Here is a 25076-nt window from a genome sequence, read left to right as displayed (position 1 = left end):
CCTTAGGTGTTTGTGCGGCGGCACGACTACGGTGGCTGAGACGGGGCGTCGTACGCGGCGGGGATCGACCGTGGATTTATATACTGACGATACCGAACTGATCGTATGGCCGCCTACCGCCGGCCGGCGCTGCGGAACCTGTTCGACGAGTCGCCCACCCCGCACATCGCGCATCCTCCGCACACGCATTGTCGGGACCTTTATATCGCCACGGACGGCTCGTATCGTCACGACGGCGACGGCGGGCTGGGTGTCGTCATCGAGACGCGCGACGGCGAGAGCGTCGCTCGGCTTTCGGTCCCAGATTCGGTGCCGAACAACAACGTCGCCGAGTATCGGGCGCTCCACCTCGGGTTGGACGTCCTCGCGGTCCGCGCGCCGCAGCGCGCCCGCGTCGGAATCCTCGTCGACCACGACGACCTCGCGGCGAACGTCAACCGGGCAATCCTCGCGGCGCGCGGCCCGGACGCTCGACCGCCGCACCCCGTTTCGATCCCCGAGGGGACGGCCCGTCACTGGCGGGGGATCCGTGCGCGGATCGCCGGATTCGACGAACTTCGAGCGGCCCGGATCGACAGCGGCGAGAACCCGGCGCACCCGCTCGCGAACACGCCGGACCAGTACGCGCACGTCAACCGCGAGCAGGATCGTTGTGTGCGTCCATCCATCGACGACGCGTCCGAGCCGTCACTCGGTGAACAGTATCCGCCGCCCTCTCGCGCGAATCGGAACCGTTCCGGTGCTCGCGGCGGCGAACCGGCGTCGGACTAACTCGCGTCCTCGATTCCCTCGAGGCCGGTGGCCGTGATCCGGAAGCGCGCCGTCTCCCCGGCGGCTTTCGAACGGTGCTTTTCGAGCGTCGCCCGCCGGTTTCCGCCTCGGAACCGTTCGAGTCGAAGAACGACGCCGGACCAGTGTGTCAGCGTGTGTCCGCCGAGCGGTCGGGGGCGTTCCGAATCAGCTTCGGGGTCGGCGTACACCTGGTTCGTGATGAGAACCGCGATGTCGTGTCTGCGAGCCAACGCGAGCAGGTGCGTGATCTGCTTGGCGACCGTCCGGAGCGTTCGGCCGTCGTCGTCGTTGTCGCGTTCGAGCCGATAGAAGCCCGTGGCGCTGTCGAGGACGATGAGGTCGAGCCGTTCGGCGAGGTCGCCGGCGTCGCGGACCGCCTCGCGCTGTTCGTCGAAATCGACCGCGTCGGAGACGATGACGCGACTCGTGATCGCGTCGATCTCGTCGCCGTCGGCCGCCGCCGTCGCGAGCGCCTCGAATCGATCGAGCGAGATCCCCTCCGTATCGATGTACAGCGCCATTCCGCCGGCGGCGGCCGTCCGGATCGCCGACGACAGCGCGATGTTCGTCTTTCCCGACGCCGGCGGCCCGTAAATCTGGGTGACGACACCGCGTTCGGTGCCACCGCCGAGCAGCGCGTCGATCGACCCACATCCCGTCGGAATCGGCTCACTCACACCGATCCGTTCGGCGCGTTCGGTTAAAAACCCACGCAAGGTATCGGACGAAGACGGCAGCGTCAGTTCAAACGTCGCCGTTAAATCTCCGAGCCGCGTACCCGAGCGCAGTGATCGTCGTCGCAACGTCCGACTTCAAGGTGTATCACGGTGTCGTAGGTGAGTTACGCGACCGAGACGTTCGCTTCACCACCATCGAACCGGACGAGGATCTGCCGGAGGCCGCGCGAATCGTTGTCGTCGGTCCCGAGGACCCTCGGCGCGACGTGCCGACGGTTCGCGCGAGCCCGGATCACCCCCGACGGGCGGTTGAGGAGGCGTTGGCCATCTTTCGTGGGGCGGACGGGGGGACGATCGTCGGGATCGATCCCGGGGATCGGCCGGGGATCGCCGTCCTCTCCGGGGGAGCGATTGTGTCGACGTTTCAGGTGCCGATCGAACGGACGGCCGCGGTCGTCGAGCGCGAACTCGACGGGGCGAGCGATCCGGTCGTTCGGATCGGCGACGGTGCGCGGCTCCGCGGCGCGCGGATCATCGACGCGCTCGACGCGCGCCGGATCGAGCTCGTCGACGAGACGGGGACGACGCCGTATCAGGGCGAAGGCGTCCGCGGGATGGGGGACGTGCTCGCGGCGGTCAACATCGCTCGAACCGAGGGCGAGGAGATCGAATCCCGCGAGATAGAGCCGACAGTCGGCGAGCTCAGAACGATACAGCGCCGCTCGCGGGAGCGAAGCGACGGCGGACGGACGATCGACGAGTCGCTCGCCAGACAGGTCGCGCTCGGCGAGTTGTCCATCCCGGAGGCGCTCCGTCGACACCGCGGCGAGAGGTAGGTGTCACCGGCTCGATCCGACGGTTCGGACGGCTCCAACCCGAGCCATTGAAGTACGCGCCCGGACATTTGCCTCTATGAACCACGCTCGGTCCACGAAGAAGCGAACGGGTGGTCGACGGCGGGCGGTCCGCAAGAAGCGCAAGCACGAACTCGGCTCCGCACCGACGGAGACGCAGGTCGGCGATCAGAAGCTGAAAACCGTCGAGACGCAGGGCGGGAACACGAAGGTACGCGCCGTCACGACGGACGTCGCGAGCGTCTCCACCAACGGCGGCGTCGAGAGCGCGACCATCGAGGACGTCGTCGAGAACGCCTCGAACCCGAACTACGTCCGGCGGAACATCATCACGAAGGGCGCGATCATCGAGACCGACCTCGGCCGTGCGCGCGTCACGTCGCGACCCGGACAGGACGGGCAGGTCAACGCCGTTCTCCTCGACGAGTAATCCGAGTGGCCCCGATCTTTGCGTTTCTCGATCATCCGATAGCGTGAACGACGGCCGGACTACTCGGAGAGTTCGACCGCCGCAGTCTCGAATGCGCCCTCGTCTTCCTCGGAATCGTACGCCTCGATCGCCGTTCGGGCGATCTCGAAGACGCCCTCCTTGCTCCATCGGGCAGTGTTGATCTGCAGGTCGTAGAACGTCCGATCATCGAGGTCGATGTCGTAGTATGACTGGTAGCGACCGGTCTCGTTGACCTCCCTGACGCTCATCTCGGCGGCTGTCTCCTCTCGATCGCCGATCCGCGCTTTCCGCACCTCTTCGGGCGCGTCGAGCCAGATTCGCAGATCCGCACGGTTGCCGGCGAGCCAGCCGGCCAGCCGCGATTCGAGAATGAACGGCGCGTTCGTCGTCCCCCACGTCTCTGCGATCGAGAGCAGTCGGCGATCGAGCGCGCGGTCGATCGCGTCGGACTCTTGGGCCTTCGCCGAGAGTTGCGTCAGCGTCATATCGCGATCCTCCGCGAGGTCGCGGAAAATGTCGCCGCCGGAGACGTACGGGCACTCCATCGCCTCCGACAGGCGGATGCAGAGGGCGGTCGCACCGCACCCCGGCGGCCCCGAGACCGTGATGAAGAGGTTCCTATCGATCTCGGATCGCTCGTCGTCGGTGAGTGACATACCGCCCGTTCGGTCGCCGGGCGCATAAGAAGGACGCTCCGAGCGACCGTGTCCCGACTCGCGGTTACAGACAGCCGATCTCTCGGGCGCGGCTCCGGACGAAGCCGGCGAGCGCGCGAGGTTTCGAGGGGCGATAGATCCGAGCCATCTCCCTGTCGGTCAATTCGAAGTCGAAGACGTCGAGATTTGCTTCGAGGTGGTCTCGACTGGTCGCTTTCGGGACCGTAACGACGTTTGCCTGCTGGACGAGCCACCGCAACGCGACTTGGGCCGCGCTCTTGCCGTGGGCGTCGCCGATCGATTCGAGGACCGGATCGTCCAGCACGCCGCCGTGAGCGAGCGGCGAGTAAGCGGTCAGTACGATGCCGTGAATCCGACAGTAATCGAGCAGTTCCGTCTGGGACCAGTAGGGGTTGTACTGGACCTGATCGGTCGCGACCCCGTGTTCGGAGAGTTCGCGAGCGCGCGACAGACGGTCGATCCCGAAGTTCGAGACGCCGAGGTGTCTGACCTTTCCCTCGTCGACGAGCTCGTTCATCGCGGCGAGTGTCTCCCGAAGCGGCGTCGTCACGTTCGGCCAGTGGATCAAGAGGAGATCGACGTACGCCGTGTCGAGCTTGGCGAGGCTCTCGTCGACGGAGCGCACCACGTCGTCGTACGTCCGATTTCGACTCCCGAGTTTCGTCGTCACGAACACGTCCTCGCGGTCGACGTCGCTCGCTCGGAGGGCGTCACCGACCTGGCGTTCGTTGCCGTACTCCTGTGCCGTGTCGAGGTGCCGGTAACCGAGGTCGAGAGCGGTCCGGACCGAGTCGACGCAGGCGTCGCCGGTCAGCCGCCACGTTCCGAGCCCGATGGACGGGATTTCGACGCCGCTGACGGTCGTCGTTTCCATACCTGGCATACGGACGCACGCGGCATAACGCTGTGTTTAGGGGAACTCCCGCAGCGAGTCGAGGAGCGAGTCGATCGGCTCAATCGTCGTCGCGAGCGAGACGCCGTCGGCGCGGGCCAAGGCGGGCGCGTGTTCCCAGAGATCGTCGGGATCGAGCCCGTGGAGGACGACCGCCGACGGCGTGGGCGTGACGACTCGCAGCGCCACGAGTGGGGATTCGCCGCGCGTCACGTCGGTGAAAACGAGCGCCCGGTTGGTGGATTGCCCGTAGAGGCGGTAGAACTCCTCGCTCGAGAGGCGTTTGATCGCCTCGACGCTGTTGATGACGGTGTGGCCGGCAATCGTCTCCGCGCTCCCCTGAACTATGGTGTTCGCCCCGATCGCAGCGTACAACCGCGAGAGCGGAACGGTCGCCGAATACTCGCGGAGATCGTAGACGACGTCCTGATCGAAGCCTGCGGAGAGGACTCGGGCGTGTTGGCGGACGCGGTCGCCCCCGCGTCGTTCGTCGATGTTCAACAGCCCCCGGACGACGCGGCTGACGACGCGTATCCCGGGATTCTCCCGGCGGCCGCTCTCGTAGTCGGAGACGACTGAGGCGGAGACGCCAAGTTCGTTCGAGAGCGTCGTCTGTGCTACGTCGAACTCCTCGCGCCACTTCCGGAGCGTCGCTCCCGGGTCGTCGGACAGCGTCACCTCGCCGGCGATTCGCTCGGCGAGTTCCGCACGCGGATCGCGCATATCCGAACGTCGAGGTCGGTCGGTATAAACGGTCCGTCCGGAGGAGAGGCGGCGATCGTCCGTGTGCGGCCCCCGGATCGCCGCCGAATTTATGCTCACCCTCCCCCGAGTGGACGACAATGCCGCCGACACCCGTCACCGTCGCGGTCGGCGTTCTCCTCGGCGTCGTTCTCCTCGGTGCGGCCTTCGACCGTCGATCGCTCGTGGTCGTCGCCGTGGCGGCGGCGCTCCCCGATCTGGACGCCCTCTTCGTACTCATCGGCGTCAGCGTGACGAACGCCGCATTTCACTCGGTCATCATTCCGATCGTGGCGGCGGTGGCGCTGTATTGCGACACCCGGATTCGAGAGCGGTCGTGGCTCGTGGATCGATACGGTGCCTACGGCGTCAGGGTCGTCTGGGTGGCGATCGCCGCCTACGCCGTCGCGGGAATCGGCCTCGACGCGTTCAGCACCGAAACCGTCGCGCTGCTGTATCCGGTCTCCGATCGGTACTACGCGATCCTCGGGCGGCTCGTTGTCTCGACGCAGGACGGACTCGTCCAGACGTACGTCACACTCGGCAGCGGGGGTTTGGAGGTCGAGTCCCCCGGCACGGTCGGGACGTACGTCGTCGAATCGCCGCTCGCATCGCGGGACGGAACGCGGCGAGTCAGGCTCGTCGAATCCGGCTGGCAGGCGGCCCTCGTCGCGACCGCGGCCGCCGCCGTCCCAGCGAAACGCCTGATCGAGCGCGCCGGTCGGTCGCGGGGGAGGACCGACTGATGCCCTCGTCGGTCGTCCACGCCGCGCTCGCGTTGCTGCTCGCGGTCGGGCTACTCGGGCGATACTATGATCGCCGGGCGCTCGTCGTCGTCCTCGCGATCGTCCTCCTCCCGGAGGTGGACACCGCGATCGGGTGGGTCATGGCCGGCGCGCACCGGACGGTCCTCCACACGATGATGCTCTCCGTCGTCGCGACCCCGCTGCTGTACTGGGAGACGACGCGCGACGGCTCGATTATTCGAGGGCGGTGGGGCGAGCGAGGCGTCCGGATCGCGTGGGTCGGGCTCTTCGTCCACACGTTCGCACACGTCGCGCTCGATTGGTCACACCTCGCGGGGATCAACGTCTTCTGGCCGTTCACCGACCGCTTTTACACGCTCGACGGCGAGTTGTACCTCTCCGCGACGGAGGGGTTCGTCCAGACGTTTGTCGAGATTTCGCGGAATCCGGAGACGGGGTCGAGCGTAATCGATGCGGGCCGGGGCGGGACGCGGGTCGAGACGCACGTGTCCAACCCCGCCCAGCCCTCGCCGGACCCCGAACCCGGACCGGTCGATCGACGGTTTCCGATCGCCGTTGGAGGGTGGCAGCTGTACGTCGTTCTCACGGGCGCGTTCGCGCTCGCGGCAAAGCGGTTGCAGACGCCCCTCAGCCGGGAGGAGTGATCCGAGGCGGTCGTCAGCCGACCGATCGTCACCGATTCGATGAGGTCACCGACGCGATCACGCCGCCGATCGCTCCGAACGCGACCGGATAGACGGGCCCGGCGATGAGGATCGCCGAGACGAGGTCTGGGCCCCGGACGCTCCGCCGACGTCGACGGTGAAGACGATCGCGCCGACGGTCGAGGCAGATCTCAAACGACGAAGCGTTTATCAAATGCACCTTCCTGTTACTGATATGAAATTTGGCATATGGCACAATGGAACAACCGACGTGCCACTGAAGGAGACGGACGAGGGGCTCGTCATCCCCGATGCGTCAGTGCGCGGACTGCACCGAGATCGTCAACGAGTCACGAGAGAACGCATTGAACACGGGGTGCTGGCGGAACGACGCGGCTTTGAACGACTGACGTTCACCGAACACCACTTCGTTCTCACCGGGATAGAGCTCTCGCCGAACCCCCTCCAATCGCAGACTGCGATCGCCGCACGGACGGAAGAGATCAAACTTCGACAGGTCGCCAACATTCTCAGCTGGCACGATCCGGTTCGGTTGGCCGAACAGACCGCGCTGCTCGACGTCATCTCGGACGGTCGGGTCGAAGTCGGCGTCGGTCGCGGCTATCAGGGTCGAGAGAACGAGACGCTCGGACAGTACTGGGGCGGCACGGTACAGGACGACGAAAAGAACCGGGCCTCGTTCGAAGAGAAGCTTGATATCCTCCGCCGAGCGTGGACCGAAGACGTGCTAACGCACCACGATCAGTTTCACGACGTGCCGCCGACGTGGACCCGCTGGCACCACCCTCAAGAACGGGCCTACCTCGACGATTCGGTCAGCGAGTACGACGTTGAGGATTTCATCGACTGGGAGGACGGATCCGTGACAGAGACGGATCTTGATCCCGCGTACCCGAACGTCGTCACCGCCGGGGGATCGACGCTTCGGGCCATCTCGGTGTTCCCGCGCCCCGTTCAGGAGCCGCATCCCCAACTGTGGGAACCCGTCGGATCGCCGCGCTCGATCAACTTCGCCGCGCGGAACGGCATCAATCCGTACCTGGCGGGTGCGCGCGACCCGACGGACATCAAGAAGGTTGTCGACATGTATTACTCGGCCGCCGAGGAGGCAGGATGGCCCGATCGTCGGCCGGAATACGACGGGGAGCCGTTCGAGCGTCCGTGGGACGAAACGCGGCAGCGCGGATTTTCGATCTACGTGCCCGTGTTCAACACCGAAGTCGCCGACGAAGAAACGTACGAGCGGTGGCTGCAAGGCATCAAAGCGTACTGGCAGTATCTGGGATTCTTCGGCTTCGCCGAGGGACTGCCGGGAGCGGAGGGTCGACACCCGATCGAGCAGCTCCGAGAGCTCGATCCGGCGGTGTTGGTGGAACGGGACCTCTACGTCGCCGGCGACGCCGAGGACATTATCGACCGGCTCGCGCACATCTCAGAAGTGCTTGGCGGGGAAGCTATCGCGTTCGACATCGCGTTCGAAAGCGTCGGGCTCACCGGGGAGGAAGCGGACGAACAACTCGATGCGTTCGCCGAACGGGTGATGCCGTATTTCGAGTAGCGTCAGTCGGGAGAATACTGGATTGAACCGACCCGTCAAACGAGCTATCGACGCAACGTCGCCTCCGTGTCGACCCCGTACACCCGCGCCGGCGTCTCGACGTGCGCCCGTCGGAGTGCTTCCTCGTGGCCCGCCTCGGCGAGCCACCGGGTCCGCTTGGGGACGGTCTTCGGACCCAACACCGCGCCGGGACGGTCCGGATCGTCGATGAAGTCGGTCTCCATGAAGAACGGCCACTCGCCCTCGCAGGCGCGTTCGAGCTCGTCTCTGTGCGAGATGACGCTCGGGATCACGCCCTCGACGTACCCGCCGGAGTAGTGTTTGACGACGCGCTCGCGAGGGAGGCCCTCGGCTTCGGCCCACTCGGCGACGGGTTCGAAGTCCTCGCCCTCCTCGGCGTGGAGTTGGACGGCGCAGCCGACCTCGCTGGCGCGGGCGAACGCGTGACGCATGACCGCGTTCGACGCCTCCCAGACCGCGTCGTCGACCTCGTAGTGCGGCCGACCGGATTTGATCGCGAGCGCCGGACCGGTGGCGACGTGCGCCGCGGCGACGTCGATCCCGGCTTGCATCAGTTCGGCGGCCTCGTCCGGGTCGTAGCCCCGATCGAGCAACTGCGAGATGAGCGCCGGATGCACGCCGAGGACGGGCCACGCGCGCCCGGGGAGTCGTTCGTCAGCTTTCTCGGTCACGTCGATCGTCAGCTCGAACGTCTCGCGGAAACCGTCCTCGTCGTCGACGTCGCCGACGAGATGCCAGGAGGGTTTGTTGAGGACGTTGAGGTGCGTTCCGCCGGCGCGCGCGAACTCCTCGGCAGCCTCGACGCCGCGACCGTTGACCGGATCGAGGTGAAGGTGGTTGTCGAGAACCGGACCGTCGTACATGCCCGACAGTTCGACCGCCTGTTTGAAAACCGCACCGCTATATCACGTCGACGGCGCCGATACTTTCGAGCAGCAACCAGCCGACGAACGCGCCGTAGAGGACGAGCATGGTACCGGCCTCGTGATTCGAGATCTCCATGCCGGTCCGGGCGAACGCAAAGAGGATGATCGTCGCGACGACGAGAAACGCCATCATCGGGACCGCGGCGGTGAACGACACCGGCGTCGCACCCGCGAGGATGACGCCGGCCGGAATCGCCACGAGGAGATCGAAGACGTTGCTCCCCAAGACGTTCCCCAGCGAAACTGCGGGTTCGTCGATCCGCGCGGCGGCGACGCTTATCAGCGCATCCGGGAGGCTGGTGGCCGCGGCGACGACGGTGAGTCCCCACAGGAACGACGGCGTTCCGAACGCATCGCCGAGTCCGATCGCGGAGAACACGAGCGCCTCCACGCCGACGATGATGAGCGCGACGCCCCCCAACATGACCCCCCACTCGACCAGGAGTGATCGACGGTCGAGCGTCGTGCTCGGCGCGTTGGCGTCGCTCACGTCGAGATACTGCACGAAGACGTACAGCGCGTACAACAACAGAAGCGACAGCGCCAGCGGTCGAGTGACGTTCCCCCGAAGCCCCGCGCCCTCGATCGGGTAGTAGATCACCGCGAGCGCGAAGATGAGGAACAGGGCGGCGACCGACAGCATGTAAAACTGCGCCTCCTTGTAAACCACGTCTCGGCCGGTGTCGAGCGGTCCGTCAGCTAAAAGCGCCGACAGTGCGGGGATGACGAGGATATTGAACACCGCCGAGCCGACGATGACGCCGACACCGAGTTCGAACTCGCCGTATCGCAGCGTCGCGATGATCGTGCTCGCGATCTCCGGTGCCGAAGAGCCGACGGCCGCGAGGATTGCTCCCTGTACCAACCGGGGGAGACCGTAGTGACGCGCGAGTACACCGGAGCCACGTTCGAGCCCCGAGGAGCCGATCCACACGACGATCGTCCCGACAAGTCCGAGACCGAGCAGAAGGGGAACACTTGCCATGTGTTACTCCAGGGTGATCTCGTGGTGCGCCGCGTTTCTAAGCGCGTCCGATCGACCGTGGGTTCCGGGGGCGACCGCGATCGTTCGAAGCCCGCGCTTGGCGGCGATCTCCAGGACGGGTTTGAAATCCGTGTCGCGGGAGACGACGATCACGGTGTCGATCTGCTCGTCGACGGCGGCTTCGACGGCCTCGATCGCGAGTTTCACGTCCACATCACCGCTCGTCGTGACGACCTCGAACCCGCGGGCCTCGGCGGCCTGGATCAGCCCGGAACCGGCGTTGGCGTCCACGTACACACGCGCGACCGAAACCGTTCCCTCTTCCCGTGCGATGTCCCGAAGTTCGTCGAGATCGACGTCGAATTCGGGGCGAAAGACGTTCGGACCGTCGACAAAGATTCCGACCCGCGTTCCGCGGTCGCGACCGCGGCCGACGAGTCGCTCGACTAGTCCCATACGTCGAATCGGCGTCCCCTCGACAAATAAATACTTACATCGGGGTCACCGATGAGTTCGCATGTCACACCGAACGCCGCCGCTCGGACGGCGGCACGCCGACGCCGGGGCAAAGATGACCGCCTTCGGCGGTTGGGAGATGCCCGTCGAATTCGATTCGATCCGGACCGAACACCGCGCAGTACGTGAGTCGGTCGGGAAGTTCGACGTCTCCCACATGGGCGAACTAGAGGTTTCCGGCCCCGACGCCGCCGAGCTGATGGATCGACTCACGACGAACGACGTCGCCGAGCTCGATCCCGGCGACGCGCAGTACTCGACGATCACCGATTCCGACGGGGTCATCCTCGACGACACCGTGGTATATCGCCTCCCAGCGTGGGACGGAACGGCAGCCGACTACCTGTTCATCCCCAACGCCGGCCACGACGAGGCGATGGCCGATCGGTGGGCGGAGCACGCCGATCGGTGGGGGCTCGACGCGGTCGTCGAGAACGCCACCGAAGACTACGGGATGATCGCGGTCCAGGGGCCGGACGCGATCGAACACCTCGGAGCGCGCTGTGACGATCCGGGGACAGTCTCGCGGTTCACCGTCGAGCCCCGAACGATCGTCGGCGTCGACTGTTTCCTCGCCCGCACGGGCTACACGGGCGAAGATGGCGTGGAGTTGCTTTTCGACGCAAACGAGTCGACGGAGATCTGGGACGCGCTCGAGTGTCAGCCTTGCGGACTCGGCGCACGCGACACGCTCCGACTCGAAGCGGGCTTTCTCCTCTCCGGAGAGGACTTCCACCCGGAGACGAACCCGCGAACCCCCTACGAGGCCGGGATCGGCTTCGTCGTCGATCTCGACACGGGGTTCGTCGGTCGGGACGCGCTGGCGGCCGCGACCGACCCCGAGGAGCGACTCGTCGGCTTCCGACTCGCAGAGCGGGGGATCGCCCGCCACGGATACGACATCGTCGCCGACGGCGAGTCGATCGGAACCGTCACGAGCGGAACGATGAGTCCGACGCTTGGGGAGCCGATCGGGCTCGGCTACGTGCCAGAATCCCACAGCGATCCCGGGACCGAACTCGGGATCGTCATCCGCGGCGAATCGAAACGGGCCGTCGTCGAGGAGCTCCCGTTCTACTGATCGTCGACCACGTCGACACCGCGAATCTCGAACCGTGCGCCGCCGTCGTTCCTCTCGACAGCGGCGATAGTTCACCCGTGGGCGTCGGCGGCCTCCCGGGCGATGCTGAGGCCGAACCCGGTACCGTCGACGTCGGTCGAATAACCGCTCTCGAACACCGATTTGCGTTTGGATTCGGGGATCCTCGCGCCCTCGGGGAAGCCGATAACCATACAATCCCCACAGTGAATACAACAGTCATGCGCTTCGAAATACCTGAAGACTGTCGGTATATGGAAACTCACGAGTGGGCCCGTCGTGACGGCGACAGCGTCCACATCGGCATCACTGATTTCGCACAGGACGAGCTCGGCGATATCGTCTTCATCGAACTTCCGGCCGTGGGAGAGACCGTCGAGGCGGGCACCGAGTTCGGCGTCGTCGAATCGATTAAGGCGGTCTCGGACCTGTACGCACCGGTTTCGGGGGAAGTCGTCGCGGTCAACGACGACCTCGTGGACGCGCCCGAACTCGTCAACGACGACCCGTTCGGCGACGGCTGGATGCTCGAAGTCGAGCCGACCGAGGAGGCCGAGTTCGACGACCTCATCTCGCCCGACGAGTACGAAGCACAGACGCAATAAAGATTCGGTCCGCTTTTTATCAGTCGTCCGAGACGACGTGGCCGGCCGCATCGTGTCCGACTGTCGGCGTCGCCGAGTTCGGAAGTTCGGTTCGAACGTCGGCTTCCTCGTGTTCTTCGATGATATCGGCGTAGGCGTCCGGCATCACCTTTACGAACTTCTCGAGCTCCTCGTCCCAGTTGTCGAGGATGTACTCGCCCCGATCCGAGTCGGTGTGTGCGACGTGGTTTTCGACGAGCCGTCGGAGCATCTCCTGGTCTCTGCGATCGAGTTCGTCACTCGTCGAGACCATGCCGTGGTTCACCTTCTCCTCGAAGTCGCCGTCCCGGTCGAGGACGTAGGCGACGCCGCCGGACATCCCCGCGGCGAAGTTCTTCCCGGTCCGGCCGAGACAGGCGACGACGCCGCCGGTCATGTACTCACAGCCGTGGTCGCCGACCGACTCGACGACGGCCTTGACGCCGGAGTTCCGGACGGCAAAGCGCTCGCCCGCCATCCCGTTGATGTAGGCCTCGCCCTGCGTCGCGCCGTAGAGGGCGACGTTGCCGATGAGGATGTTCTTCTCGGGCTCGTAGGGGGCGTCGTTGGGCGTGTTGATCACGAGTTTGCCGCCGGAGAGTCCCTTGCCGACGTAGTCGTTCGCGGTGCCGGTGAGCTGCATCGTGACGCCGTCTTGGAGGAACGCGCCGAAGCTCTGCCCGGCGGTGCCGCCGAAGTCGACCCGGATCGTGTCCTCGGACAGGCCATCGATGCCGTAGCGCTTCGAGATGCGGTTCGAGAGCGTCGCGCCGACGGCGCGGTTGACCGTCGAGATGTCCCGGTCGATGTGGACCGGTTCGCCGGTTTCGATCGCTTCGGCGGCCTCGTCGATGAGCTCCCAATCGAGCGCGTCGTCGATTTCGTGGGTCTGTGGCTCGGTCTTATGCCGGGCGTCGCCGGCCGGCTCGGCCAGCACCGCGGAGAGGTCGAGCTTTCGCGCCTTCTCCTGTTGGATGTCCTCGCGCTGTTTGAGTACCTCGACGTGGCCGATCATCTCCTCGACGCTCTCGAATCCGAGTTCGGCCATGATCTCGCGCAGCTCCTGGGCGATGAACGTCATGTAGTTGATGACGTGCTGCGGTTCGCCGGGGAAACGCTTTCTGAGGTCCTCACGCTGAGTGGCAACCCCGACCGGACAGGTGTTCTCGTGACACTGTCGGGCCATCACACAGCCAGAGGTGACGAGCGGCGACGTGCCGAAGACGTACTCCTCGGCGCCGAGGAGCGCGCCGACGGCCACGTCGTATCCGGTCTTCATCCCGCCGTCGACGCTGACGCGAATCCGGGATCGGAGGCCGGTCGAGCGGAGCATCTGATTGGCCTCCGCGAGCCCGAGCTCCCAGGGCAGGCCCGCGTTCTTGATCGAGGTCTTCGGCGACGCGCCGGTCCCGCCGGAGTGCCCGGAGATGTGGACCACGTCGGCGTTGGCCTTCGCGACGCCGGCGGCGATCGTGCCGATGCCGGCCTCCGAGACGAGTTTGACGTTGATGTCGGCCTCCGGGTTCGAGGCCTTCAGATCGTGAATGAGCTGCTTGAGATCCTCGATCGAATAGATGTCGTGCAGCGGCGGCGGCGAGATGAGCCCCACGCCCGGCGTCGAGTATCGGACGTGGGCGATCATCTCGTTGACCTTCTTGCCGGGCAGGTGGCCGCCCTCGCCAGGCTTCGACCCCTGCGCCATCTTTATCTGCAGTTCGTCGGCGCTCGTCAGGTACGTCGACGTGACGCCGAATCGGCCGGAGGCGACCTGCTTGACGTTGCACTTCTTCTCGGTGTCGAACCGCTCGGGCGGTTCGCCACCCTCACCGGTGTTCGACTTGCCGCCGAGGCGGTTCATCGCGATGGAGTTGTTTTCGTGCGCCTCCGGCGAGATGCTGCCGAGGCTCATCGCGGCCGTCGAGAAGCGCTCGACGATCTCCTCGATCGGCTCGACGTCCTCGACGTCGACGGGGTCGCGATCCGAGTCGAACTCGAGCAGCCCCCGGAGCGTCTGGAGGTTCTCCGTCTGGTCGTTCATCATCTCGGCGAACTCGAGATACTCCTCGTAGTTGCCCTGCCGGACCGCCTTCTGGAGCGTGCCGACCGTTTGGGGGTTCCACTCGTGGAACATCCCCGAGGAGCGGTGCTCGTACTCGCCTTGGTACTCGAGTTCGGGATTTTCGCCGAAGGCGACCTCGTAGCGCGTTCTGAGGTCGGATTCGACGTCTTCGATGTCGATGCCCTCCGTCCGGGCCGTCGTTCCCTCGAAGTACTCGGCGACGAAGTCCGAACTGAGCCCGACCGCCTCGAAGATCTGCGCGCCCTGGTAGGACTCGACCGTCGAGATACCCATCTTCGCCATCGTCTTCAGGAGGCCGTCCTCGACGGCCTTGACGTACGCTCTGATTGCGCGCTGTTCGTCGGCTCCGTCGGGGCCGGCGACGATGTCGGCGATCGACTGGTAGGCGAGATACGGATTGACCGCGCCGGCCCCGTAGCCGATGCAGGTCGCAACGTGGTGGACCGCCCGCGGATCGCCGGATTCGAGCACCATACCGACGTGGTTTCGGAGCCCGTTTCGGACGAGGTGGTGGTGGACGCCGGCCGTCGCGAGCAGCGCCGGGATCGGGATCGCGTCGGGGCCGGCGTCGCGGTCGGAGAGGACGATGATGTCGTGTTCGCGCGCGGCCTCCGTGGCTTCCGCGCGAACGTCCTCGACGGCCGTTTCGAGATCCGATTCCGGATCGAACGTGATGTCCAGAACGTACGTCGAGAGATCGCCGTCGAGTTCCTTGATCGCGCTCGTCTGTGCGTCCGTGAGGATCGGCGAGTCGAGGACCAGTTGTCGGGCGTGTTCGGGCGTCTCGTCGAGCAGGTTTCGCTGGAAGCCGAGCCGCGATTCGAGCGAGGTCACGAGCTCCTCGCGGATGTAGTCGAGCGGCGGGTTCGTGACCTGTGCGAACAGCTGCTTGAAGTAGGTGAAAAGCGGTCGGTTGAACTGCGAAAGCACGCTGAGCGGCGTATCGTCGCCCATCGAACCGACGGGGTCCTTCCCGTCTCTCGCCATCGGCTCGATGAGGTGTTTCATCTCGTCTTCGGTGTAGCCGTACAGCGCCTGATGCGAGCGGAGCGACGGGGTCGAGCCACGGGGTTCGGCGTCCGCGTCGTCCGCGATGTCGTCGATCCCGACCTGTTCGCTCGCGACCCACTGGCCGTACTTCTCGTCGACGAGGTCGTCGAAGATTTCCTCGTCGGGGATGACGCGTCCCTCCTCGGGGTCGGCAACGAACAGCTGACCGGGCTGGAGGCGGTCGCGGCGTTCGATCTCGCCGAAATCGTACTCGAGCGCGCCGGCCTCGCTGGCCATCACGAGCGTGTTGTCGCTCGTCACGTCGTACCGGCAGGGGCGGAGGCCGTTCCGGTCGAGGACGGCACCGATCCGATCGCCGTCGGTCGCGGCGACCAGGGCGGGACCGTCCCACGGCTCGACGAGCGAGGCGTGGTAGTCGTACCACTCGCGTCGGTCCTCGGAGACGCGGTTGGCGTCGACGCGCCACGCCTCGGGGATCAGCATGCGGAGCGCGTGTGGCATCTCACGGCCGCCGGCCATCAAGAGTTCGAGCGCGTTGTCGACGGAGGCGGTGTCGGACTGGTCGGGATCGTTGATGATCGGCCGGAGGGTGTCGATGTCGTCGCCGAAATCGGCGTGTTCGAGGTCGTTCTCGCGGGCCCGCATCCAGTTGATGTTGCCCTGGATAGTGTTGAACTCGCCGTTGTGGATGATCGTCCGGTAGGGGTGGGCGAGGTGCCACGCGCCGAGCGTGTTCGTCGAGAAGCGGGCGTGAACCATCGCGAACGTCGATCGGACGCGTTCGTCCAGTAGATCCGGGTAGTAGCTCGGGAGCTGTTCGGCCGTCAGGAGCCCCTTGTAGACGACCGTTTTGCGGTCGAGCGAGCAGATGTAGAACCGAGCCGCGCCCTCAGGGTTCCGATCCTCGAGCGTCGTTTCGAGGTCGCGACGACCGACGTAGAGCGCTCGATCGAAGGCGTCGTCGTCCAGATCGGAGCGAACAAAACACTGGACGACGGCGGGTTCGGACTCCGTGGCAGTCTCGCCGAGCGGTTCGGGGTCCGTCGGAACGTCACGCCATGCGAACACGTCCAGTCCGTGATCAGAGAGGACGCGTTCGGTGAGATCCTGCAAGTGGGCGGCGGCGTCAGCGTCCTTCGGCATGAAAATCGAACCGACGGCGTATTCGCCCGCGGCCGGGAGATCGTCTATTTCGTCGGCGAAGAACTCGTGCGGCGTCTGCAGGAGAATGCCAGCACCGTCGCCGGTGTTTTCGTCCGCACCGGTCGTGCCGCGGTGTTCGAGGTTTTCGAGGAGTTCGACACCGTCGGCCACCGTCCCATGGGTCCGGTCGCCGTCGAGGTCCATGACGACGCCGACGCCGCAGTTGGCGCGATAGTCGTCGGGATCCGCGAGCCCGGCGGTGCCCGCGGGGTGGTCAGTTGGCTCAGACATACGCCAGAGTAGTGGATGCTGTACCAAGAGGCTTCCCCTCAAAGTATAATGGCAGGTTTATTCCATGCAAGGACATATTATGTAATTGATGTAAATATAAAGGATCGTTATGGATCCGACGGCGTATCGGAAACCGCGGTAGGTAGCTCGGCTCGCGAGCGGCAGATTCAACTGTCGGGCGACGAACGTGTGGACATGTATTCGGTGGTCGGCTGCCGGGACTGTCACGCCCTCTGGATCGTCGAGGGACGGCCGGAGACGACGGAGTGCCCGCGCTGTCAGCGCCGCCATCAGTTCGGGAAGCTACGAACGTTCGCGGAGACCGACAGCTCCGAGGCGGCGACGCGCGTCAGGAGTTCGATGCTCGCAGAGCGTGCCGACGACGGCGAGTTCGTCGACCCCGAGTCGATCGACGTGGATGCGGTCGGGATAGACGACGACGAGTTTCTCTCCGCGTCCGGGATCGACTCGGAAGCGGTGTCGGCCGCCGGAAACCGCTCCGAACGCGGACAGCCCTCGCGAAGCCGGAAACAAGTAGTTCTCGACGGACTGACCGAGCTCGAAGCGCCGACCGAACAGGACGTTCTCGAGTACGCGAACGCAGCCGGCGTTCCCGAATCGTACGCCGAACGAACCCTCGAAAAGCTCCGCCTGGCGGGTGAGGTGACTCGGTCCGAGGGCGTCTATCGCAGACTGTAATGTCCGAACACGCGTCGACGGCGGTCTACGGGGTGCGTCGGTCGTGAGCGACCGCGACGACGGATACCAGTTCTACCCGGAGGACTTCGAGAACGGGAACGACCCGACCCAGCGGGAGCTCGACCCCGCCCCGCTGATCATCGTGGCCTGCCTCGGCGTCGGCCTCGTGTTGTTTCTCGCCGATCCCCTCGTCGACCCGATCACCGTCTCCGGGACGGCGGTCGAACTCGGCGTCCTCGCGGCCGTCGTGTTCGCGGTCGGACTGTTCGTCGGCAGCGGAATCTACATCCGAAAGGGAAAGCGCCGGCTCGGACTCGTGCACGCCGCCGGATCGTTGGGCTGGCTGCTGCTCGTCGTCGGCACCGCCTTCTCGAACCGGACCGCGCTAGTGGCCGGCGGTGGCGTGTTGCTGCTCGGGGCTCTCTCGTTGGTGGTGATGACGTGGCGGTCGACCTGAGCGGCGACTGACCGCCGTTGACGATCCGGTGTCCATTTGAGGGGCTCGCCCCCAGAAAGCGCATGAAACGCCAACCCACCCACTACAGCCGATTGCTCGTCCTCGCTGGGCTGGTACCGCTGTTGCTCGCGGACCTGTTCGCCGGACTTCCCGACGGGGTCTTTGTCGGCGGCGGTGCGGTCGTCATGGCCGCCGCCGCCGGAGTTCACTTCTACGGCGACGAACCGAGAGCCGGTGCCGGCTGGCTCGTCTTCGGGGCGGCGCTGGGACTCGTCGCACTCGTCGATCCGGCGGCGAACGCGCTGTACCTCGCGGCGTTCGCGCTCTTGCTTCTCAGTGGGCTTGCCCTCCTCGCGAGTCAGCGGACGATCACCGGCGGCTCGGAGAACGAGTAGCGATCGACGACGGTTACATGTAGCCGAGGTCGCGCAGGCGCTCCATCAGGTCCTCTTTGTCCTGAGCGCGCCCGGCGCGCTCGGTCGTGTTGTCGAGGTCCTGCAGCCAGGCGGGTTCCTCGTCGCTCTTTTCGGTCGAGATCTCGCTGCCGAGCGAGCGGAAGCCGGCGAAGTACTTCGGCGAAACCGGGATGTCGTCGTGCGTGAGGCCGTTCGGCAGATCGTCGTAGTCCTGCGGCACGTACCCCTCGTCGGGGAACTCGGGAACGGTTTCGGGAACGACGTAGTACCAGAAAGCGTCCCAGACGTCGCCCTCGTCGAACTGCAGGATCGGCTGAATCCGGTCGTGCGGCGGGTAGATGTCGGGATCGTGTCGCGGCGAGAAGAACGTCTCGTCGGCGCGAGCCTCCTGTTCGTCCCAGCGGATGCCCGAGATGATCCCGTCGATGTCGTGCGCTTCCAGCGTGTTGTTCAGCGCGACCGTCTTCAGGAGGTGGTTCCCGACGTACGTGTCGAGCAGGAAGGGGAACGTCTCCTCTTCGTATTCGAGGATGTTTCGGACGTGGTGTTGGTTGTGCTCGCTCAGCGCGTCGATTTCGATGTCGTCGCCCGGTTCGAGGTCGTGTTCGTCGACGTACGCGCCGACATCGTCGTTGCGCGCGAACACGACCTCGAGATCCCACTCGTCGGCCCACCGATCGACGAACTCGAGGAGCTCGTCGAAGTGCTGGTAGTGATCGATGAACACCGCGGGCGGGAGATCGAGCCCGTACTCCTCGGCAACCTCCTTGACGAAGTACAGCGTCAGCGTCGAGTCCTTGCCGCCGGTCCACATGATCGCGGGGGTCTCGTACTCCTCGAGCCCGGTCGCGACTACCTCGATCGCCTTCTCGATCTTGTCCTCCAGTTCGGGGTAGTCCGCGGCGGATTCACCCTCGCCGTCGGTGTACGATACGTCGACGTACTCCGGGAACTCGCTCATGATGTGTAATTACATATAATTACTGGAGTAAAGTGCGTTTCGGGTTCGCCCAGTGCGGCGTCGAGCGGTGACTCGACACCGCGCGCCGCGTCTGGTACCTACACGTCGCCGACGAATCCCGACAGAATATAAAGGCGCGCCGCCGAACGGGCACCGACGCGCGTCCGTTCGATTACCAGCGAAGACCGAGCGCGACCACGAGACAACACATGACCGAACAAGAACTCGGAATCACCGAAAGCAAAGAGCACAACCCCGGCGAGTGGTACGCCGAGGTCGTACAGAAGTCAGGACTGGCCGACTACGCGCCGATGGGCGGCTTCATCGTTACGCGCCCCCGCGGCTACGCGCTCTGGGAGCGTCTGCAGAACCATCTCGACGGCTGGTTCAAAGAGACCGGCGTCCAGAACAGCTACTTCCCGATGTTCATCCCCGAGTCGTACCTCGAACGCGAGAAGGACATCGTCGAGGGGTTCGACCCCGAGGTCGCGTGGGTGACCCACGGCGGCCACGACGAACTCGAGGAGCGCCTCGCCGTCCGGCCGACCTCCGAGTCGATCATCACGCCCTTCATCGCCCAGTGGGTCCGCAGCCACCGCGACCTCCCGATGCGGCTTAACCAGTGGTGTTCGGTCGTCCGCTGGGAGGCGACGGAGACGAAGCCGTTCTTCCGGACCAAGGAGTTCCTCTGGCAGGAGGGCCACACCGCCCACGCGACCCACGAGGACGCCTGGGAGGAGACGATGACGCGACTCCACCAGTACGAGCGCCTCTACGAGGAGGTGATGGCGATACCGGGCATGCTCGGTCGAAAGCCCGACCACGACAAGTTCCCCGGCGCGCACACGACGACGACTATCGAGGCGTTGATGCCCGACGGCAAGTCCGTCCAAGCGGGGACGAGCCACCACCTCGGCACTTCCTTCGCCGAGGCGTTCGGCATCGAGTACACCGACGAGGACGAGATCGAGCGAACGGCCCACACCACCTCGTGGGGGCTTTCTTGGCGCGCGCTCGGCGCGCTCATCATGACCCACTCGGACGATCAGGGGCTCGTCCTCCCCCCCGCACTCGCGCCGACGCAGGTCGTCGTCGTCCCGATCTGGCAGGCAGACACCGAAGACGCGGTCAAGGAGTACGCGGCGGATCTCGCGGCCGAACTCGACGGGGAGTTCCGCGTCGAGTACGACGATCGCGACGAGCGCAACCCCGGCTTCAAGTTCAACGAACACGAACTCAACGGCGTTCCGCTCCGCATCGAGATCGGCCCCCACGAGGTCGACGACGGCGAGGCGACGTTGGTCCACCGGCCAGACGGCGAAAGCGAGGTCGCCTCGCGCGCCGAGATCGGCGATGCGGTCGACGACGCCCTCGACACCGTCTACGCCAAACTGTACGCGGCCGCCGAGGAGAACTTGGCGGAGAACGTCCGCGAGGCCCACGGTCGCGGCGATATCCTGGGGACGATCGGCCGCTACGGCGGCTACGTCAAGACCGGCTGGTGCGGCGACGAGGACTGTGAAGCCGTCATCAAAGACGAGATCGCCGCCGAGATCGTCATGCTCCCGCTGGACGACGACGAGGGGGCGGTCCACGACACCTGCGGGATCTGCCACGACGAGGCCGAGGAGACCGCCTACTTCGCCAAGTCGTACTGACGCCCGCGTCCCGCTTTGGCACCGATTTTTATTACCCGGAGCGCGAAAGCCAGTCATGGACCGAGTCAGATCGTCCGATGTCGACGCAGCGGAACCGGTCGAAGACGTGTCTCTCGAACTGCTGTCCTCCGGTGAAAGGACGAGCATGCAACACTTCGAGATCGAACCCGGAGCAACGGTCCCCGAACACAGTCATCACCACGAACAGACCGGTTTCGTCTACGAGGGCGAGTTGACGTTCGTTTCCGAGGGCGAAGAGGTCGTTATTGAAGCCGGAGACTCATTTTGCATCCCCAGTGACGAGTCACATTCGGCAAAGAATACGGGTGACGTTCCGGTTCGGGGCATCGACGTGTTCTCACCGCCTCGAACCGATCCCAACTGGGCCGAGTAAGCGCCTTTCGGCCGATCAGGCCAGTTCGTGGATGTTCTCGACGACGGCTTCGGCGTACTCGCTGGTCGCGAGCTTTTCGCCGCCTTCGATCTGTCGTTCGATGTCGTAGGTGACTTTCCCGCTGGAGATCGTCTGCTCGACGGCGTCGCGAACCAGATCCGCGGCGTCGTCCCAGCCCATGAACTCGAGCATGATACGGCCCGAGAGGATCATCGCGCTCGGGTTGACCTTGTCCTGACCGGCGTACTTCGGCGCGGAGCCGTGGACCGGCTCGGCTAGCACGCGGCCGTCGCCAACGTTCGCGCCGGGGGCGATGCCGAGACCGCCAATCTGCGCGCCACAGGCGTCCGAGAGGTAGTCGCCGTTGAGGTTCGGCAGCGCCATCACGTCATACTGGTCAGTTCGGGTGAGAATCTGCTGGAGCATATTGTCGGCAATGCGGTCGTTGACCACGACTGCGCCTTCCGGCGGTTCACCGTCTCGCTCCTCCCAGAGCGTGTCCTCAGTGATGACCTCGTCGCCGTACTCCTCCTCTGCGACCTCGTAACCCCAGTCGCGGAAGGCGCCTTCGGTGAACTTCATGATGTTGCCCTTGTGGACGAGCGTGACCGAGTCGCGGTCGTTCTCGAGGGCGTAGTCGATCGCTCGGCGGACGAGCCGTTTGGTGCCGAACTCGGTGATCGGTTTGATACCGATGCCGACCGGGCCGTCATGGATAGTCGAGTCGAAGCCCATCTCCTCTTCGACGAACGTCTTGACCTTCTCGACCTCGTCCGTCCCAGCTTCCCACTCGATGCCGGCGTAGACGTCCTCGGTGTTCTCCCGGAAGGAGACCATGTCCATCTGCTCGGGGCGTTTGACCGGCGAGGGGACGCCGTCGAGGTGATAGGTCGGACGGATGTTGGTGTACAGATCGAGCTTCTTTCGAAGGGCGACGTTGAGGCTACGGAAGCCCGCGCCGACTGGCGTCGTCAGCGGCCCCTTGATCGCGATCTTGAACTCTTTGATCGCGTCAACGGTCTCGTCGGGAAGGTTCTCATCGTAGCGCTCGCGGGCTGACTCGCCGGCGTAGACGCGCATCCAGTTGATCTCCCGTCCCGTAGCCTCGGCGGCCGCGTCGAGCACAGTCTGTGCGGCGGGGCCCACGTCAGTGCCGATGCCGTCACCGTGGATGATCGGAATGATCGGATCGTCCGGTACAACGAGTTCGTCGTCCTCCGTGACTTCGGTCGTCGACCCCTGATCGGGTACCTCGACTTTGTCGTATCCCATATTGAGCGCGTTCGAGGGGGCCAGCCAAAGGCGTACCGCTATCGCGGCGGATTTTGCATGAAAAATGAGTACAGACCGGCCGGTGGCCGTTCCTCACTGGGGACGGCGCGCTGTCGGCGCACCAGACACCGGGTAGCCAACGTTTTATACGACAGTGCGCCGGACACCGGGTATGACCCTCGACCCGGTCCACTTCGACGGCATCGCGCGACTCGCGGGCCGGATCAACCAGCACGTCGATACGACGGACCACGGCGCGTTCGCCGAGACGGTCTTTTCGAACTTCCTCGATCCGTTGCGGTACGACGGGCGGACGATCCTCGAACCGATCGATGAGGTTCGACGGCGGCAGATCGACATCGAAGATGCCGCCCTACAGGAAGCGCCTTTTTCGACCCAACACGGCCTCGATTCGGGGACGATCAACCCAACGACGTTCACCAACGGCCTCGTCCTCGACGTGGCGCAGGCGGCGATGGCCGCGGTGCCGTCGGATCTCGAACTGCACCGCTCTCGCTCCGTGGTCACAACGGCGCACTCGAACGACCCGACGGTCGATTGCGACGAGGACGAGTGGACGGGGTTCGACAGCGGCTACTCCCGCGGGCGCGTCCTCCAAGCCCCCCGCGTCAACCGTTACGAGGAGGCCGTTGTCCATGCCCTCTCGCTGTATCTCGCGGAGGTATCCCACGCCACGCTACAGGCGGAAGTCGTCGACGATCTGTTGATCCTCGACGGGCCAATCTATCCGAAGGGACTGCTGGCGTGGGCGGACCGTCATCCGGAACTCGCAGACCTCCTCGTCGAGGAGGAGCGTCCGCGGGACGTGATCGCGCGCTACATCGAACTGGTCGAACGGTTCGCGGCGCGCAACGTTCCGCTCTGTGGATTCATCAAAAACGGCGGCTCGAAAGCAATCACGCGCGCCGTCCGCAGCAAAGCGCGCGCGCCATGGGCCGACGATGCGGCCCTGTTTAAGCGCGTCCTCCGACGCACCGACGACGACGGCGAGACGCTGACCGATCAGCTGACGTTCACCAACTGGTTCGTCTCCCGGTGCGGCGTCGACGAACCGCTATCGGCTCACGGCGACGCGCTCGGATTGGAGCGTTCGCGTACGCTCGAGGACTACGAAGTGACGTTCTTCTGCGTGTACGAGCCGCGAAACGAACTCCTGTTCCGCGTCGAATCCCCGGCGGTGTTCACGCGCGATCCCGAGACACGTGAGGCGCTGACGATGCAGATCCTGCGCGACGTCGCCCACGAAATCGGACCGCCGCTCGCGGTGGCGAAGGCCGACGAGCTGGCGCGCATCAACCGCGAGGAGAAGGCCGCCCTGACGCGGGCGATAGAGCAGCGTTTCGACGCGGAGCGCGATCGAACGTACGACGACGAGCGGTGGGGACTCGTCGTCTGAGGAGAGGCGTCGTCGTCCTCACAGAAGCGGATCGTCGACCGCGTCAAGCAGTTCGATCTCGACGTCCGATTCGGGAACGCCGAGGCGGGCAAACTGCGTCCTGATGTGCTCGCGAGCGGCCTCGATCGCCCGGTCGCGATCGGCAAACCCGCGCGGCATGGGCGATTCGAAGGCGACCCGTATCTCCTCGCCGCCGATCCGTTGGATCTGGCCGCCGCTTTCGACCTCGTAGAACGAATCGCAGATCCAGACGTACGGAGCGTCGTCATCGGGCGCGCCGCGGAACGTCGGCGGCTCCTCGCCGGGTGCATACAGCGTACCGGTCAACGCCGTCCCGCCTGCCGACCCGCGAATCCGAAGCATACACGACCTACGCAGAGTGCAGACAAAAGGCGTGCGGCAGGCGATCTCTCTGCCGGTCGCGCGCTCAACGGAGACCCACTTCGCGGACGTCACGCACGTTGAGGCCGATTCGGGCTCCATTGTGGCGATACTCGACGTAGACGAGTCGGTCGTCGTAGGCGTCTAACGGCAACAGGTAGGTCGACTCGTCGGCGACTCCCAACCAAAAGCGGATATCGGACTCACCGGGAACGTCCTCGCTGATTCGAACCTCGAGTACGTCGCCGTTCTCCCCGCGGTCTCTGGTCTCGTAGACCTCGCCTTTCAGCCGTCGCGAGGTCGTGCCGACGGAGACGAAGAGGTTCACCGTCGAACCGACACACGCGTCGCGTAACTCGTTTGGGACCCGTATCATATGATGGAACGATCGTTCGTATCCGATTCTCGGAGACGGACCGGTTTTATAATTCGCTCGAACTCGACGGGTGAGTCGAAGCGGTCAGGGGGGATGGATCACGCAGGAGCGTCGACAAAAGTGGCGACTGTGGGAATTGAGGGCGTGAAGAAGTGGGTTCGGGCAGATTTGAACTGCCGACCTCCTCCATGTCAAGGAGGTGTCATAACCAGCCTAGACCACGAACCCTCGCTGGCACTTGTCTGCACTCTACGGTACCCCGGTGACGTAGTTGAA

The 25076-nt window shown here is 65.1% G+C and carries 27 protein-coding genes and 1 tRNA gene; 14 read left to right on the top strand and 14 right to left on the bottom strand.

The window, feature by feature from the left end:
* Window positions 1-105: 105 nt before the first annotated feature.
* Complete coding sequence (locus DM868_RS00240; RefSeq protein ID WP_137274827.1) at window positions 106-771, top strand: ribonuclease HI; 666 nt, start codon at window positions 106-108, stop codon at window positions 769-771.
* Here the strand turns inward: DM868_RS00240 and radB are convergent.
* Window positions 768-1469 carry a DNA repair and recombination protein RadB gene (gene radB, locus DM868_RS00235; RefSeq protein WP_137274826.1) on the bottom strand — a complete coding sequence of 234 codons (702 nt, stop codon included), beginning with the start codon at window positions 1467-1469 and terminating at the stop codon, window positions 768-770. The genes DM868_RS00240 and radB overlap by 4 nt on opposite strands.
* 110 nt (window positions 1470-1579) lie before the next feature.
* Here radB and DM868_RS00230 point away from each other — a divergent pair, with 110 nt between their 5' ends.
* On the top strand, window positions 1580-2305 hold the full coding sequence (locus DM868_RS00230; protein WP_137274825.1) for a hypothetical protein: 726 nt from the start codon (window positions 1580-1582) through the stop codon (window positions 2303-2305).
* 76 nt (window positions 2306-2381) lie between these two features.
* A complete protein-coding gene (locus tag DM868_RS00225; RefSeq protein WP_137274824.1) occupies window positions 2382-2753 on the top strand; it encodes a 30S ribosomal protein S8e in 372 nt (123 codons plus the stop codon).
* Window positions 2754-2812: 59 nt separating this feature from the next.
* Here DM868_RS00225 and cmk read toward each other — a convergent pair whose 3' ends face one another.
* The 3 genes from cmk to DM868_RS00210 all read right to left on the bottom strand — a co-directional run bounded on the left by cmk (window position 2813) and on the right by DM868_RS00210 (window position 5066).
* Window positions 2813-3430, bottom strand: a complete 618-nt coding sequence (gene cmk, locus DM868_RS00220) for a (d)CMP kinase (protein ID WP_137274823.1) — start codon at window positions 3428-3430, stop codon at window positions 2813-2815.
* Between the two features lie 64 nt (window positions 3431-3494).
* Complete coding sequence (locus DM868_RS00215) at window positions 3495-4325, bottom strand: aldo/keto reductase (RefSeq protein ID WP_137274822.1); 831 nt, start codon at window positions 4323-4325, stop codon at window positions 3495-3497.
* Window positions 4326-4361: 36 nt separating this feature from the next.
* Entirely contained in the window at window positions 4362-5066 is a 705-nt protein-coding gene (locus tag DM868_RS00210; protein WP_137274821.1) for a helix-turn-helix domain-containing protein, read from the bottom strand.
* A 119-nt stretch (window positions 5067-5185) separates the two neighbouring features.
* Here DM868_RS00210 and DM868_RS00205 point away from each other — a divergent pair, with 119 nt between their 5' ends.
* From DM868_RS00205 to DM868_RS00195, 3 genes are all read left to right on the top strand, one after another.
* A complete protein-coding gene (locus DM868_RS00205) occupies window positions 5186-5830 on the top strand; it encodes a metal-dependent hydrolase (protein ID WP_137274820.1) in 645 nt (214 codons plus the stop codon).
* Window positions 5830-6495: a metal-dependent hydrolase gene (locus tag DM868_RS00200; RefSeq protein ID WP_137274819.1), complete on the top strand. Its 666-nt coding sequence runs from the start codon at window positions 5830-5832 to the stop codon at window positions 6493-6495. Before DM868_RS00205 ends, DM868_RS00200 begins: the two co-directional genes overlap by 1 nt.
* Before the next feature lie 235 nt (window positions 6496-6730).
* Window positions 6731-8074, top strand: a complete 1344-nt coding sequence (locus DM868_RS00195; protein WP_170964392.1) for an LLM class flavin-dependent oxidoreductase — start codon at window positions 6731-6733, stop codon at window positions 8072-8074.
* Window positions 8075-8118: 44 nt separating this feature from the next.
* Here the strand turns inward: DM868_RS00195 and DM868_RS00190 are convergent, their stop codons facing one another.
* The 3 genes from DM868_RS00190 to DM868_RS00180 are packed head-to-tail and all read right to left on the bottom strand — an operon-like array spanning window position 8119 to window position 10462.
* Complete coding sequence (locus tag DM868_RS00190) at window positions 8119-8958, bottom strand: TatD family hydrolase (RefSeq protein ID WP_137274817.1); 840 nt, start codon at window positions 8956-8958, stop codon at window positions 8119-8121.
* A gap of 37 nt (window positions 8959-8995) precedes the next feature.
* Window positions 8996-10006: a sodium:calcium antiporter gene (locus DM868_RS00185; RefSeq protein ID WP_137274816.1), complete on the bottom strand. Its 1011-nt coding sequence runs from the start codon at window positions 10004-10006 to the stop codon at window positions 8996-8998.
* Window positions 10007-10009: 3 nt separating this feature from the next.
* Window positions 10010-10462, bottom strand: a complete 453-nt coding sequence (locus tag DM868_RS00180) for an NYN domain-containing protein (RefSeq protein ID WP_137274815.1) — start codon at window positions 10460-10462, stop codon at window positions 10010-10012.
* 61 nt (window positions 10463-10523) lie between these two features.
* Between DM868_RS00180 and gcvT the strand changes: the two genes are divergently transcribed.
* Window positions 10524-11603: a glycine cleavage system aminomethyltransferase GcvT gene (gene gcvT, locus DM868_RS00175; protein WP_137274814.1), complete on the top strand. Its 1080-nt coding sequence runs from the start codon at window positions 10524-10526 to the stop codon at window positions 11601-11603.
* Window positions 11604-11674: 71 nt separating this feature from the next.
* Here gcvT and DM868_RS00170 read toward each other — a convergent pair whose 3' ends face one another.
* Entirely contained in the window at window positions 11675-11815 is a 141-nt protein-coding gene (locus tag DM868_RS00170; protein WP_137274813.1) for a HAMP domain-containing histidine kinase, read from the bottom strand.
* Between the two features lie 27 nt (window positions 11816-11842).
* Between DM868_RS00170 and gcvH the strand changes: the two genes are divergently transcribed.
* Window positions 11843-12226: a glycine cleavage system protein GcvH gene (gene gcvH / locus DM868_RS00165; RefSeq protein WP_137274812.1), complete on the top strand. Its 384-nt coding sequence runs from the start codon at window positions 11843-11845 to the stop codon at window positions 12224-12226.
* Window positions 12227-12245: 19 nt separating this feature from the next.
* Here gcvH and gltB read toward each other — a convergent pair whose 3' ends face one another.
* Window positions 12246-16769 (bottom strand): glutamate synthase large subunit, encoded by a 4524-nt coding sequence (gene gltB, locus DM868_RS00160; protein WP_137274811.1) that lies wholly within the window; start codon window positions 16767-16769, stop codon window positions 12246-12248.
* 195 nt (window positions 16770-16964) lie between these two features.
* Here gltB and DM868_RS00155 point away from each other — a divergent pair, with 195 nt between their 5' ends.
* From DM868_RS00155 to DM868_RS00145, 3 genes are all read left to right on the top strand, one after another.
* Entirely contained in the window at window positions 16965-17468 is a 504-nt protein-coding gene (locus DM868_RS00155; protein WP_137274810.1) for a DUF5817 domain-containing protein, read from the top strand.
* Between the two features lie 43 nt (window positions 17469-17511).
* Complete coding sequence (locus tag DM868_RS00150; protein WP_137274809.1) at window positions 17512-17925, top strand: hypothetical protein; 414 nt, start codon at window positions 17512-17514, stop codon at window positions 17923-17925.
* A gap of 62 nt (window positions 17926-17987) precedes the next feature.
* Window positions 17988-18320 carry a hypothetical protein gene (locus DM868_RS00145; RefSeq protein ID WP_137274808.1) on the top strand — a complete coding sequence of 111 codons (333 nt, stop codon included), beginning with the start codon at window positions 17988-17990 and terminating at the stop codon, window positions 18318-18320.
* Between the two features lie 13 nt (window positions 18321-18333).
* Here DM868_RS00145 and DM868_RS00140 read toward each other — a convergent pair whose 3' ends face one another.
* A complete protein-coding gene (locus DM868_RS00140; protein WP_222845442.1) occupies window positions 18334-19302 on the bottom strand; it encodes a phosphoadenosine phosphosulfate reductase family protein in 969 nt (322 codons plus the stop codon).
* A 209-nt stretch (window positions 19303-19511) separates the two neighbouring features.
* Between DM868_RS00140 and proS the strand changes: the two genes are divergently transcribed.
* Together proS and DM868_RS00130 are read left to right on the top strand one after the other, a co-directional pair.
* Window positions 19512-20960 (top strand): proline--tRNA ligase, encoded by a 1449-nt coding sequence (gene proS / locus DM868_RS00135; RefSeq protein ID WP_137274806.1) that lies wholly within the window; start codon window positions 19512-19514, stop codon window positions 20958-20960.
* A 55-nt stretch (window positions 20961-21015) separates the two neighbouring features.
* Window positions 21016-21354, top strand: coding sequence for a cupin domain-containing protein (locus DM868_RS00130; RefSeq protein WP_137274805.1), 339 nt, complete (start codon window positions 21016-21018; stop codon window positions 21352-21354).
* 15 nt (window positions 21355-21369) lie between these two features.
* Here DM868_RS00130 and icd read toward each other — a convergent pair whose 3' ends face one another.
* Complete coding sequence (gene icd / locus DM868_RS00125; protein ID WP_137274804.1) at window positions 21370-22626, bottom strand: isocitrate dehydrogenase (NADP(+)); 1257 nt, start codon at window positions 22624-22626, stop codon at window positions 21370-21372.
* A gap of 172 nt (window positions 22627-22798) precedes the next feature.
* Between icd and DM868_RS00120 the strand changes: the two genes are divergently transcribed.
* Window positions 22799-24043 carry a DNA double-strand break repair nuclease NurA gene (locus DM868_RS00120; protein WP_137274803.1) on the top strand — a complete coding sequence of 415 codons (1245 nt, stop codon included), beginning with the start codon at window positions 22799-22801 and terminating at the stop codon, window positions 24041-24043.
* 18 nt (window positions 24044-24061) lie between these two features.
* Here DM868_RS00120 and DM868_RS00115 read toward each other — a convergent pair whose 3' ends face one another.
* The 3 genes from DM868_RS00115 to DM868_RS00105 form a co-directional block, all read right to left on the bottom strand.
* Window positions 24062-24406 (bottom strand): DUF7113 family protein, encoded by a 345-nt coding sequence (locus DM868_RS00115; protein ID WP_137274802.1) that lies wholly within the window; start codon window positions 24404-24406, stop codon window positions 24062-24064.
* A 64-nt stretch (window positions 24407-24470) separates the two neighbouring features.
* Complete coding sequence (locus DM868_RS00110) at window positions 24471-24800, bottom strand: hypothetical protein (protein WP_137274801.1); 330 nt, start codon at window positions 24798-24800, stop codon at window positions 24471-24473.
* Between the two features lie 153 nt (window positions 24801-24953).
* A tRNA-Val gene (locus DM868_RS00105) sits at window positions 24954-25028 on the bottom strand.
* Between the last annotated feature and the right edge of the window lie 48 nt (window positions 25029-25076).

The organism is Natronomonas salsuginis (assembly GCF_005239135.1).
Classification (GTDB): domain Archaea; phylum Halobacteriota; class Halobacteria; order Halobacteriales; family Haloarculaceae; genus Natronomonas; species Natronomonas salsuginis.
This window is presented reverse-complemented; position numbering and strand designations above follow the sequence as displayed.

Coding starts and splice junctions, on each gene's coding strand:
- DM868_RS00240 (WP_137274827.1), top strand. CDS start 106: ATGGCCGCCTACCGCCGGCCGGCGCTGCGGAACCTGTTCGACGAGTCG.
- DM868_RS00225 (WP_137274824.1), top strand. CDS start 2,382: ATGAACCACGCTCGGTCCACGAAGAAGCGAACGGGTGGTCGACGGCGG.
- cmk (WP_137274823.1), bottom strand. CDS start 3,430: ATGTCACTCACCGACGACGAGCGATCCGAGATCGATAGGAACCTCTTC.
- DM868_RS00215 (WP_137274822.1), bottom strand. CDS start 4,325: ATGGAAACGACGACCGTCAGCGGCGTCGAAATCCCGTCCATCGGGCTC.
- DM868_RS00210 (WP_137274821.1), bottom strand. CDS start 5,066: ATGCGCGATCCGCGTGCGGAACTCGCCGAGCGAATCGCCGGCGAGGTG.
- DM868_RS00205 (WP_137274820.1), top strand. CDS start 5,186: ATGCCGCCGACACCCGTCACCGTCGCGGTCGGCGTTCTCCTCGGCGTC.
- DM868_RS00200 (WP_137274819.1), top strand. CDS start 5,830: ATGCCCTCGTCGGTCGTCCACGCCGCGCTCGCGTTGCTGCTCGCGGTC.
- DM868_RS00195 (WP_170964392.1), top strand. CDS start 6,731: ATGAAATTTGGCATATGGCACAATGGAACAACCGACGTGCCACTGAAG.
- DM868_RS00190 (WP_137274817.1), bottom strand. CDS start 8,958: ATGTACGACGGTCCGGTTCTCGACAACCACCTTCACCTCGATCCGGTC.
- DM868_RS00185 (WP_137274816.1), bottom strand. CDS start 10,006: ATGGCAAGTGTTCCCCTTCTGCTCGGTCTCGGACTTGTCGGGACGATC.
- DM868_RS00180 (WP_137274815.1), bottom strand. CDS start 10,462: ATGGGACTAGTCGAGCGACTCGTCGGCCGCGGTCGCGACCGCGGAACG.
- gcvT (WP_137274814.1), top strand. CDS start 10,524: ATGTCACACCGAACGCCGCCGCTCGGACGGCGGCACGCCGACGCCGGG.
- DM868_RS00170 (WP_137274813.1), bottom strand. CDS start 11,815: ATGGTTATCGGCTTCCCCGAGGGCGCGAGGATCCCCGAATCCAAACGC.
- gcvH (WP_137274812.1), top strand. CDS start 11,843: ATGCGCTTCGAAATACCTGAAGACTGTCGGTATATGGAAACTCACGAG.
- gltB (WP_137274811.1), bottom strand. CDS start 16,769: ATGTCTGAGCCAACTGACCACCCCGCGGGCACCGCCGGGCTCGCGGAT.
- DM868_RS00155 (WP_137274810.1), top strand. CDS start 16,965: ATGTATTCGGTGGTCGGCTGCCGGGACTGTCACGCCCTCTGGATCGTC.
- DM868_RS00145 (WP_137274808.1), top strand. CDS start 17,988: ATGAAACGCCAACCCACCCACTACAGCCGATTGCTCGTCCTCGCTGGG.
- DM868_RS00140 (WP_222845442.1), bottom strand. CDS start 19,302: ATGAGCGAGTTCCCGGAGTACGTCGACGTATCGTACACCGACGGCGAG.
- proS (WP_137274806.1), top strand. CDS start 19,512: ATGACCGAACAAGAACTCGGAATCACCGAAAGCAAAGAGCACAACCCC.
- DM868_RS00130 (WP_137274805.1), top strand. CDS start 21,016: ATGGACCGAGTCAGATCGTCCGATGTCGACGCAGCGGAACCGGTCGAA.
- icd (WP_137274804.1), bottom strand. CDS start 22,626: ATGGGATACGACAAAGTCGAGGTACCCGATCAGGGGTCGACGACCGAA.
- DM868_RS00120 (WP_137274803.1), top strand. CDS start 22,799: ATGACCCTCGACCCGGTCCACTTCGACGGCATCGCGCGACTCGCGGGC.
- DM868_RS00115 (WP_137274802.1), bottom strand. CDS start 24,406: ATGCTTCGGATTCGCGGGTCGGCAGGCGGGACGGCGTTGACCGGTACG.
- DM868_RS00110 (WP_137274801.1), bottom strand. CDS start 24,800: ATGATACGGGTCCCAAACGAGTTACGCGACGCGTGTGTCGGTTCGACG.